Raw genomic sequence first — 12335 nt, 5'->3', positions numbered from 1 at the left:
CCGTACAGACGACTTTATTCAATGCTAGTAAACGGTGTCGATTACAACCCCTTTCTCAACCAACCATTCAACATGCTCACCACTGTTAAGCATTACGGCTACATCAACCGGCTGTTCAGGGTTAAAAGCGAATTGCCATACGAATGACACTTCCCACTGGTTTTCGCTGTGACTACGTAGCTCAAGTAAATCACCATCAATCAACCACGTTTCGTCATCTTGACGCAAAGAAATGCTTTCCACATCAAGATCGGCGGGCAAAGTGGTACTCGTTTCCAAAACTAGCGCACCATGCAATGCTTGCTCTTGCATCTCACCAATGGTCGGCATTTTATTCAGCCAAAGACTACTGGTTAAATGAACTTTTGCCTGATTTATCTCGATTTGATTGTCTTGATCCCAACCAACTTGCGGTGAAGAGCACCCAGCTAACAAAGCCATGCCCAACGAAATTACAGCTATTTTTTTCATTTGTTCACCTTCAGTTTTATGATCACAGCAGCGATGGTGTCTTACTTACCACTCAACGTTCACTTAACCACTGTTTGAGTATTTGAATATCATTCTGATACTCGTTCTTTATTTCTTCAACCCAGTCATCAATATTTTGCCACCAGGTTGGGTGCTCCGGTGATTGCGCTTTTTGTGCGACTTTCTGGATATGCTTCAAGCCAATAGAGCCTGCCGCTCCTTTGATTTTGTGCGCTTCAGAAACAATGCCATCTTGATCTTTGGCGGTCATATTCGAGTCAAGCAGCTCAATATAATCCGGCATCATATCTTCAAACATAGCGACGCTTTCTAAAACCGGCTTGGTTCCAACAATGCCGATGTAAGAATCCAACATTTCAAGATCGAGCAAACGCTGATAAACCTCATCGTTAACAGGCGGCTTTTCAACCACTGCCGTGACTAATGGTGCAGGGTTTTCAAACTCTGGAGTCATCATCGCAATCACCTCTTGGACCGCCGAGACAGACAATGGCTTGCTTATCGCTTCATCCATGCCCTTCTCGTAATATTCTTCTTTGTTCTTAAGTACGTTAGCAGTCAGCGCCACCAGCGGGGGCACGGTGTCGTAATTATCACGATAGTAGGCAGCAACATCGAAACCGGTCATATCTGGCAACTGAATATCCAAGAACACCAGATCATACAAATCAGGGTCAAAGTTATCGATCGCTTCTTGTCCTGTCATTGCCACCGTCACACTGTGGCCCATGCTTTCCAACAATGAGCGCGCGACCGTAATGTTCAGTTCAATGTCTTCGACCATAAAGATATTTAGTTGATGCTGAGCAGGCTCAACATCCACCACTTTGATTTCATCACTGCTGGCTAACGGCACTCGAAGGGTTACCGTGAAAGTACTACCAAAGCCTTCTTCGCTGCTGACCGAAATATCACCATCCATCTTCTTGATCAGTTGTTTTGATACTGCCAGACCGATACCGGTTCCCACCGCATGAAGATTATCTTTGCCTGATTTTACCTGATAGTACATGGCGAAGATCTTAGATAGCTCTTGCTCTGGAATACCCACGCCCGAGTCTTCAACTTCTAAAGTCAGATGTGCAAAATCTTCATCGCAATCCGCACTGACAGACAGCACCACGCCGCCTTCTTTGGTAAACTTCATCGCATTGCTGATTAAGTTCCACAGCACTTGGCGCAAGCGGGTGGCATCCACATTGATCGCTACAGGCAGGTCACTCAATCTTTCCAAGTCAAAGCGTAAGCCTTTTTGCTCAGCCATCAGCGCTGCAATACTTTCAATTTCAACGATAAACTCATCAAAATTAAGTGGGGCTGGGTACAGCTCCAGTTTGCGGCGATCAAACTTATCCATATCGATAATATCGTTAAAGATACTGCCTAGCGTCACTGCACTGACATTGATGGTTTGCATGTGTTTACGCTGTACATCCGTCATTGGGGTATCGAGTAACATACGACTCAAACCAACAATACCATTCAGCGGCGTGCGTAATTCATGGCTAATGGTGGAGATAAACGTCGTCTTATCACGACTGGCTTTTTCTAACGACTCTTGATGACGCTTGCGCTCGGTAATATCACGACCAAAACCGACCAAGCCTAAGTGACGACCATCTTTGCTGTAGAAGGGAACTTTACGTAACTCAAAGTAATTTTTATGCCCATCTGGGTATTCCAACCACTGCTCATAAGTGAGTGCTTGATTGTTCTTAAAGACCGCTTCATCTGTTTCAACAATGTGTTGGGCATCTTCTTTGCTGTACACATCCCACGGCGTCAAGCCCACTAACTGTGACTCTTTCATCCCTGTCAATTCTTCTAGAGCTCGGTTACAACCGGAGAAAACCCCTTCCGCGTTACGGTAATAGATTAAGTCTGGTGATGCATCAATGAAAGAACGCAACAGTGCCGTACGCTCCGCCAATTCAACTTGGGTACGCTCACGTTGATAGACTTCATTCTCGAGATCTTTCATCGCTTCTTCACGTGCCTCTTCGGCTTTTTGACGCTCTTCAATCTCTTGATTTAACTGGGTGATATTGTGTTGCAGTTGATTATTTAACTCTTGATCTCGAGAACGCATATCTTTTAGTTTTGAGACCACTTTTGATAAACGCTGACGTGATTCTTCCAATTGATCAACCACCACCGAGAGAAAATAGACAGCCCAAGGCGTGATGAGTAAACCAAAGAAGACCGAACGAACAATATCGATATCATCGACATGACCACTCAACACTAAGGTAATGCCAACCTGCACCACGACAGCCAATGCGACGAGGGCAAGTGCAAGTAAAATAGAGAAACGCAAAATGCCCAGTTTGACTAACAAATCAACATAATACTGGGCAAGGTTTTTGATGGTATTCATTCAGCGCTCCGGCGACAATCTTAACTAGATCTTACCTGTTTTGCCTGAAATCGGCTAAAGATTCCATTGGCTCGCGGAGCTTAATTTTCGGATGTGTGATGTACACAAGTTTGATTACGGCCATTGGCTTTGGCTTGATAGAGCGCACTATCAGCCAGTGCCACCATTGATTCGGCATCATCTTGAGGATGAGGTGTGAGCGAAATAAGACCGATACTGACCGTAATATGCGATGCTACTCGTGAGTTTTGGTGCGGGATCGCCAACCTTTCCACTTCAGCATGGATGCGCTGTGCCAGCAATTCAGCGCCTTCTGCAGTGGTATTTGGCAAGATAAAACCGAACTCCTCGCCACCATAACGAGCAACACAATCACTAGAGCGCGAAGCCACACGACGAAAAGATTGCGCCACCGCAATCAGGGCTTCATCGCCTTTTTGGTGACCATAATGATCGTTGTAACCTTTGAAGTCATCGATGTCACACATCATTACTGTTAATGGCTGTTTTTCACGGACGTGCAAATGCCACAGAGTATCCAATTGCTCATCAAAACGTCGACGGTTAGAGATTTGCGTTAAGCCATCAATAAAACTCAAACGCTCAAGCTCTTGGTTCACTGCCTCTAATTTTTGTTCCGCTAAGTAACGCTCTGAGACATCACGCGCCATTACCAATACGCCGTTCGTGCCCGAGGCTGGATCGCGAAATGGGGATTTCACTACATCGTACCAAGTGATCTCGCCATTGCTGTGGAATACCTGGTCGATGTAGCGCAACGAAATGCCTTCGCTTAGCACTTTTTGATCACTTTCCGATAGACGGCCATACACATCATCAGCAATCACATCTTGTAAGCGCTTGCCGATCAAATCATTGACGTCAGAAATACCCAGACCTTTTACAAACGGCTTATTACACGCTTGGTAAACCATATTCTCATTAAAGATACCGATAGAGTCCGGACTAGATTCTAGAATATTTTGTAAAATCGTATCGCGTTGAGCCAATGCCACTTCAGTATCTTTACGCTTTTCCATTTCATCACGTAGATTCTGCTGCATGTTATGCCAATCGGTCACGTCATGGCTGATACCAAGCATACCTAATGGCTTGCCTTGATCCGACATTAAGATACTTTGGTGGCTTTCTAACAAACAGCTGCGCCCTTGTGGGTCAACCGTCCAACGACGGTTCGACGCTCGCCCTTTCATCATACCGCCGATCGCTCGATAGCCTTCTTCAGCGCGCTCCCCCCAGAAACGATCAAAAGCGCGGTTACTCACCACCGAGTCATCTTGTTTTTTGATAAAGATAAGTTCAGACAAGCTATCAAAGGCACTTTTTACCATCGTCAGCGACTGCATCTCAGCCATCACTTCAACGGCACTGGATTTATAAGGTGTGACATACAATAACCACACCATACGACCACGGTAACGGGTTTGACGCCCAGTAATTTCCACTTTGATGGTTTTGCTAGCAGAGACAGCCCAGTCGAGTTGATAGCCAGCAAAGCCACTACCGGAGAATTGCTTGATGAGCTTGAGAATAAAAGCTGAAGATAAAAGTTCAGGTAATAAATAGGAGCGACCAACACGTCTAACTCCCAGCACTTGGGTGGCAAACGCATTGGAAAGCAGTAACGCGCCCGACTTAGCATCCACTAACAGCAGTGGCGTGGGCGCATCTTGAATTAACGTTTTTAATTGCTGATTAAAACGAAAATAGAGGCGAGCTATCAACGCGAACACAATCATCACGATCAGCACTTCAAATCCATGGAGATGAAATGTACTGGATAGCTGTTCGATGGTCTGTTCTATCATAACCCTCTATCTTTCTAAACGAGTTTAACGCGCTAAAAGATACCAGCTTATGTGCACTTAGTCTCGGATAATCAAGGTTTAACGTAGTGGAAAGGTCGCTCGAGTAATGAACCTTGAGCACCGTCGCGATTTAATGCACGACCGATCTCAGTCATTGCGAGCCAACGATTCTCACACCATAGTGGCGACAGCAACGTTGGACGACGAGCTGCGGAAGAGACACGATGAAAGACCACTTCCGGAGGTGTCATGCGGATCATTTCACTGGCAATCGCGACATATTCTTCCAGCTCTGGCGCTTCTAATCGCCCTGCTCGCCATGCTTTCGCCATGGTGCTGCCTTCAACAATATGTAGCCCATGCAGCTTGATTCCGTCCGTTCCCACCGCTAATACTTTCTCTAACGTTTGCACGTTATCATCACGGGTTTCTTTTGGTAAGCCGACAATCAAGTGAGTACATACTTTAATGCCAAGGGCGCGTGCTCGCTGAGTGATTTCTGCATAGCATTCAAAATCATGGCCTCGGTTAATATGCTTTAAAGTTTGGTTGTTTGCGGTTTGCAAGCCCAACTCAAGCCAGATTTCATAACCTTGTTCCACGTAACCAGACAAAAGATCCAACACAGCATCCGGCACGCAGTCAGGACGAGTCCCCACACACAAGCCAACGATATCCGCCGCCTTTAAAGCCTCTTCATACATATTCTTCAGCACTTGCACTTCACCGTAGGTACTGGTGTAGGCTTGGAAATAAGCGAGGTATTTTTTGGCACGGCTAATTTCACCGGCGCGATCAGTTAATTGCTCGACAATAGTTTTAACTTGCGTCTGCTCATCAGCAAAAGAAGCCACATTGCAAAATGTGCAGCCACCTTTACCTATGGTGCCATCTCGATTTGGACAGCTAAAGCCGCCATGAAGGGTGAGCTTATGGACTTTTTCACCATAGCGGCGCTGAAGATCTTGGCCGATGGTATTAACTAATTCGTGTAATTGCATCTTATTTAAATACTAATGATTATCATTCTGTTTAGTGTAATTTGATTACACCTTTGAAACCTTTTTTTAGCACCTGCGATCTAACCATATTTATTAATTTGATCCCTATCACAAATCAATAAACATGCAGAAACACGTGCTTCACACTAAGAATTAGTCAAAAAACAAACATAAAATCTATTTATTGCGCGAAAAAACTGCGCAACAGTGCGGAGTTTTGATTGATTTTTAGGCCTAGTAAATTGTAGGATACTTACAGGTTTTACTTGCTCGGCGTAAGCCAATTAAAAAACTAACTGCAAGAAAATCGGTGATAGACAGATCCCACCTATATAAATCACTACTTTAGTGATGCAGTAAATTGGATATCACCAAGGATTGTCTTTCTCGCAACATTTTTCCTGTGAGAAGAAGAAGGGAATCAAACTTGAACAACCTCGTTCAGGTGCGAATCAAATTATAAAAGGAAGTGACGTGCGATTAAGTTCGCTTAATAGAAGTGCGTCCAAATTAGATTGGAAGGATGTATCTATGGTAGATAGAGAGCAGAGCGCACAAGGTCTGTATACTCCTGAACTGGAGCACGACGCTTGTGGTATCGGTTTTGTCGCTCACCTAAAAAACCGTAAATCTCACGAAGTTGTTACTCAAGCTCTTGATATGCTGGCACGTATGGAACACCGTGGCGGCCAAGGCTGCGATCCATGCAGTGGTGATGGCGCAGGTATTCTACTTCAGAAGCCTCATGAATTTCTGTTAGAAGAAGCGGTTAAGCTTGGCATCAAGCTACCTTCTTTTGAAAAGTACGGCGTTGGTGTGGTTCTTTTCCCGAAAGACCAACACAAACGCGAGCAATGTCGTGACATTTTAGAACGTAATGCTAAACGTTTAGATCTTGAAGTGATTGGCTACCGCGTGTTGCCAACCGACAACTCAATGATTGGTGCAGATCCACTCAGCACTGAACCTCAATTCGAACATGTATTTGTTACTGGTGGCCCAGGTGTGACACCTGAAGAGCTTGAGCGTAAGCTTTATGTACTGCGTAACTACACCGTACGTGTTTGTTTAGAAAGCATATCGAACATTGGTGATGACTTTTACATCAACTCAATGTCGTACAAAACGCTTGTCTACAAAGGCCAGTTAACCACAGAGCAAGTACCTCAATACTTCTTGGATTTACAAAACCCGACCATGGTAACGGCATTAGCGCTGGTTCACTCACGCTTCTCAACCAACACCTTCCCTCGCTGGCGCCTAGCGCAGCCTTTCCGTTACATTGCCCACAACGGTGAAATCAACACTGTACGCGGTAACTTGAACTGGATGAAGGCTCGTGAAGCGATCATCGAATCGGATCTGTTTACCCAAGCAGAAATCGACATGCTACTGCCTATCTGTCAGGAAGGTAGCTCGGATTCATCTAACTTTGATATGGCACTTGAGCTCCTAGTTCTTTCTGGTCGTAGCCTGCCACATGCATTGATGATGATGATCCCAGAAGCATGGCAAGAAAACAAAAACATGGATCCAACACGTCGTGCATTTTATCAATACCATGCCAATGTAATGGAACCATGGGATGGCCCTGCATCAGTCTGTTTCACCGATGGTGTGCAAGTTGGTGCGACGCTTGACCGTAACGGTCTACGCCCTTCTCGCTACACAGTCACTAAAGATGATTTCCTTGTGATGGCATCAGAGTCTGGTGTCGTAGATATTGCTCCTGAGAACGTTGAGTTCCGTGGCCGTCTACAACCAGGCCGTATATTCGTTGCTGACCTTGAGCAAGGCCGTATCATTTCTGATGAAGAAGTGAAAGACGGTATCGCAAACTCACAGCCATATGAAAAATGGGTTGAAGAAAATCTACTGAGCCTGAAGAAGCTGCCTGACGCGAGCAATGAATTTAGCCAGCCATCGCCAGAAAAACTGCTACACAAGCAGCAAGCATTCGGTGTGAGCTCTGAAGAAGTGAATGAGATCATTCTGCCTCTTGCGAAAACAGGCTACGAGCCACTTTCGGCAATGGGTGCCGACTGGCCTCTAGCGATTCTTTCACACCAATCTCAGCACCTTTCTAACTACTTTAAGCAGTTATTTGCTCAGGTAACCAACCCACCAATCGACCCGATTCGTGAGCGTATGGTGATGTCTCTGAACACTTACTTAGGTAAAGATCAGAACCTGCTAGCAGAAACCCCGCAGCACTGTCAGAAAGTTGAGCTTGAATCTCCAGTTCTCTCTAACTCTGAGTTAGAAAAACTGCGCGCCATTGATAACGAGCACTTGCAAGCGAAGACATTGGATATCGTATTCCAAGCCAGTGAAGACGAAGGCAAGCTTGAGCGCGCGCTAAAACGAATCTGTCAGTACGCTGAAGACGCGGTGGTTGATGGTTACTCCATCATCTTGCTAACGGACCGTGCGGTTAACTCTAACCACGCAGCGATTCCTGCCATGCTGGCTGTCGGCGCAGTTCACCATCACCTAATCCGTAAGGGATTACGTGCTAAGTGTGACATCGTGGTTGAAACTGGTGACGCACGTGAAACGCATCACTTTGCAACACTGGTCGGTTACGGCGCGAATGCCGTTAACCCATACCTTGTGATTGAAACCATTGTTGAGCTGCAACGCACTAAGAAACTTGATCCTACCATTTCAGCTAAAGAGTACTTCGATAACTACCGTAAAGGGGTTAACGGCGGTCTACTGAAAATCTTCTCGAAGATGGGTATTTCAACCCTACAGTCTTATCACGGCGCACAGATTTTCGAAGCGCTTGGTATTAGCAAATCTGTGGTTGATAAGTACTTCACCGGTACAGTAACGCGTATTGAAGGCTTGACGATCGATGACATCGCCAAAGAAGTTTTGGTTCGTCACCGCGTGGGTTACCCAATGCGTGAAATCCCAGTCCAAGTTTTGGATGTCGGTGGTGTCTACCAGTGGAAACAGCGTGGCGAAAAACACCTGTTTAACCCTGAAACCATTTCACTACTGCAAGAATCGACGCGTAACAAAGACTACGCTCAGTTTAAGCAATACGCCAAAGCGGTTGATGATCAAGGCGACAATGCAGCGACACTGCGTAGCCAACTTGATTTCATCAAAAACCCAGCGGGTTCAATCCCACTGGAAGAAGTAGAACCGATTGAAAACATCCTAAAACGCTTTGCAACGGGTGCAATGTCGTTTGGTTCGATTTCGCATGAAGCCCACTCAACTCTTGCGGTAGCAATGAACCGCATCGGCGCAAAATCAAACTCAGGCGAAGGCGGTGAAGATCCGGTTCGTTTTGAGCGTAAAGAAAACGGTGACTGGGAACGTTCAGCAATCAAACAAGTAGCATCAGGCCGTTTCGGCGTGACCTCCTACTACCTGACGAATGCTGATGAGCTACAAATTAAAATGGCTCAAGGTGCGAAACCAGGTGAAGGTGGTCAGCTACCGGGTGATAAAGTCGATGATTGGATCGGCGCAACACGTCACTCAACTCCAGGGGTGGGTCTGATCTCGCCACCACCACACCATGATATCTACTCAATCGAAGATTTGGCTCAGCTAATCTACGATTTGAAGAATGCTAACCGCGCAGGTCGCGTGAACGTCAAACTAGTATCAGAAGCGGGTGTTGGTACGATTGCTTCAGGTGTTGCAAAAGCCAAAGCTGACGTAGTACTGATTGCTGGTTTCGATGGTGGTACCGGGGCATCTCCAATGTCTTCGATTCGTCATACAGGTCTTCCTTGGGAGCTTGGTTTGGCGGAAACACACCAAACGCTGCTAAAGAATGGTCTACGTAACCGTATCGTTGTTCAATCAGACGGTCAGATGAAAACACCTCGTGACCTTGCTGTTGCAACACTTCTGGGTGCTGAAGAATGGGGCGTAGCAACCGCAGCGCTTGTGGTTGAAGGTTGTATCATGATGCGTAAGTGTCATAAAAACACCTGTCCTGTTGGTATCGCAACCCAAAACAAAACTCTGCGTGAGCGCTTTGATGGTCGCGTAGAAGACGTGGTTACCTTCTTCCAATACATGGCTGAAGGTCTACGTGAAGTGATGGCAGAACTTGGTTTCCGCTCTATTGATGAGATGGTCGGTCAGTCACAGAAACTGAAAGTTCGTGATGACATTGGCCACTGGAAATATAAGAACCTCGATCTATCGCCTGTGCTGCACATTGAGCCAGCACGTGCCGAAGATGGTGTTTATAACCAGACAGTACAAAACCATAACCTAGAAAACGTGTTAGACCGTCAGTTGATTCAAGCGGCCCTTCCAGCGCTTGAGAAAGGTGAAGCGGTTACGGCCGAATTCCCTATCATCAACACTGACCGTTCAGCAGGTACGATGCTATCGAATGAAATTTCGAAAGTGTACAAGGACCAAGGTCTACCTCAACCAATGAATGTGAAGTTCTACGGTTCTGCGGGTCAGTCTTTCGGTGCTTTCCTGGCTAAAGGTGTCAAGTTTGAAGTTGAAGGCGATGCCAACGACTACTGGGGTAAAGGTCTCTCTGGCGGTACGCTAGTTCTGTACCCTGATGCGAAATCGACCATCGTCGCTGAAGATAATATCGTGGTAGGTAACGTTTGTTTCTACGGTGCAACTTCGGGTGAATCGTTCATCCGCGGTATGGCTGGTGAGCGTTTCTGTGTACGTAACTCAGGCGCAAACGTCGTCGTTGAAGGTGTGGGCGACCACGGTTGTGAATACATGACTGGTGGCGTAGCAATCATTCTTGGCTCAACAGGTCGTAACTTTGCGGCAGGTATGAGTGGTGGTGTGGCTTATGTTTGGGATAAAGCAGGTGACTTCGAAACCAAGCTAAACCCTGAACTGGTCGACCTAGATCCTATCGAGCAAGAAGATAAAGATCTTCTACTGGATATGCTAACTAAGCATGTCGAATTCACAGGAAGTGAAGTTGCTCAATCTTTCCTAGACAACTTTGAAGCAAGCCTAGCCTCTTTGGTTAAGGTAATGCCGCGTGATTACAAAGCGGTGCTTCTTAAGCGTAAAGCGGAAGCAGAGCAAGCACAAACGGAAGAAGTGGAGGCAGTATAATGGGTAAGCCTACTGGATTTTTAGAGCATGGTCGCGAGCTTCCAAAGAAGCTCGACCCTTCAGTGCGAATTGAAGACAACAAAGAGTTCGTTCTTAACGAAGAGTTTGGTGACAAAATTAACACTCAGGCTTCTCGTTGTATGGACTGTGGTGTGCCGTTTTGTCATAACGGTTGCCCTATCGGTAACATCATTCCTGAATTTAATGATGCGGTTTACCGTGATAGCTGGGAAGAGGCTTGGAATATTCTAAGTTCAACCAACAACTTCCCTGAATTTACCGGTCGTGTTTGTCCTGCACCTTGTGAAAGTGCGTGTGTTCTTGGTATTAACCAAGATCCAATCACCATCTGTAATATCGAAAAAACCATCGTCGAAACCGCCTACCGTGAAGGTTACGCTAAGCCGAAAAAACCGCGTGTTCGCACGGGTAAGACAGTCGCGATCATTGGCTCAGGCCCTGCAGGCCTAGCGGCGGCAGAACAGCTTAATAGTGCTGGCCATTGCGTAACGGTATTTGAGCGTGATGAAAAAGTCGGTGGCCTACTGCGTTTCGGAATCCCTGATTTCAAACTGGGTATGGACGTCATTGATCGTAAAATCAACCTAATGGCGGATGCGGGCATTGAGTTCAAAGTTAACCAACACATTGGTGTTGACGTTAATGCACAGCAGTTACGCCAAGAGTTCGATGTGGTTCTTTTGACTGGTGGTTCAACCGTTCCTCGTGACCTTCCCGTCCCAGGACGTGAACTAAAAGGGGTGCATTTCGCGATGGACTTCCTTGGTCAAAACAATCGCCGTGCCAACGACATGGATCTAAAGGGTGAAGAAATCCACGCTAAAGATAAGCACGTTGTGGTTATCGGTGGTGGTGATACCGGTTCTGACTGTGTCGGTACTTCTAACCGTCATAAAGCAGCCAGCGTTACTCAGGTTGAGATCATGCCGATCCCACCAGAAAAACGCCCTGCTAACATGCCTTGGCCTCAGTTCCCAATGATCATGAAAACTACCACTTCACATGAAGAAGGTTGTGAGCGTCATTGGAACATCCTGACCAAAGAATTTATTGGCAACGATAAAGGTGAAGTCACAGGTTTACGCATTGCCGATATCGTGTGGCAAGATGCGAAGCCTGGCGAGCGCCCTGGTTTTGAAGAAGTGGCAAATTCTGAGCGTGTCATTCCTTGCGATATGGCTTTCTTAGCCATGGGCTTTTTACACCCAGAACCAACCGGTGTGCTAGCGCAGCTTGACATTAAGCTTGATGAACGCGGCAATGTAGCCACCGATGGTTTTGCAACGAGTCAGAAAGGCGTTTTTGCGGCAGGTGATATGCGCACAGGCCAATCTTTGGTCGTACGTTGTATCAATGAAGGTCGCGAATGTGCGATTGCCATTGATAACCACCTAATGGGTAACTCAAACCTAGAAGCGAAAGCGAATTCATTAATGCTTTCTGCTTAATGCAACTCGGCGGGAGCTTACGCTCTCGCCAATCAGTTCCTTCAATCTATACCTTTGACCAGCCTCGTGCTGGTCTTTTTTATGCGCT

Annotated in this window: 6 protein-coding genes; 2 read left to right on the top strand and 4 right to left on the bottom strand. The window is 46.3% G+C overall.

Features of this window, described 5'->3' with window-relative positions; all coding sequences use genetic code 11:
- Nucleotides 1-24: 24 nt before the first annotated feature.
- The 4 genes from RH86_RS07120 to RH86_RS07105 form a co-directional block, all read right to left on the bottom strand.
- Complete coding sequence (locus RH86_RS07120) at nt 25-471, bottom strand: hypothetical protein (protein WP_009733684.1); 447 nt, start codon at nt 469-471, stop codon at nt 25-27.
- Nucleotides 472-523: 52 nt separating this feature from the next.
- Complete coding sequence (gene arcB / locus RH86_RS07115) at nt 524-2869, bottom strand: aerobic respiration two-component sensor histidine kinase ArcB (RefSeq protein WP_009733683.1); 2346 nt, start codon at nt 2867-2869, stop codon at nt 524-526.
- Between the two features lie 80 nt (nt 2870-2949).
- Nucleotides 2950-4698, bottom strand: coding sequence for a GGDEF domain-containing protein (locus tag RH86_RS07110; RefSeq protein ID WP_009733682.1), 1749 nt, complete (start codon nt 4696-4698; stop codon nt 2950-2952).
- Nucleotides 4699-4769: 71 nt separating this feature from the next.
- Nucleotides 4770-5699 (bottom strand): TIGR01212 family radical SAM protein, encoded by a 930-nt coding sequence (locus RH86_RS07105; protein WP_009733681.1) that lies wholly within the window; start codon nt 5697-5699, stop codon nt 4770-4772.
- A gap of 531 nt (nt 5700-6230) precedes the next feature.
- On the opposite strand from RH86_RS07105, the gene gltB reads away from it, so the two are divergent.
- Both gltB and RH86_RS07095 read left to right on the top strand, forming a co-directional pair.
- A complete protein-coding gene (gene gltB, locus RH86_RS07100) occupies nt 6231-10778 on the top strand; it encodes a glutamate synthase large subunit (RefSeq protein WP_009733680.1) in 4548 nt (1515 codons plus the stop codon).
- A complete protein-coding gene (locus RH86_RS07095; RefSeq protein ID WP_009733679.1) occupies nt 10778-12247 on the top strand; it encodes a glutamate synthase subunit beta in 1470 nt (489 codons plus the stop codon). Before gltB ends, RH86_RS07095 begins: the two co-directional genes overlap by 1 nt.
- Nucleotides 12248-12335: the final 88 nt, after the last annotated feature.

This window comes from Vibrio sp. N418, from assembly GCF_000222565.1.
Classification (GTDB): domain Bacteria; phylum Pseudomonadota; class Gammaproteobacteria; order Enterobacterales; family Vibrionaceae; genus Vibrio; species Vibrio scophthalmi.
This window is presented reverse-complemented; position numbering and strand designations above follow the sequence as displayed.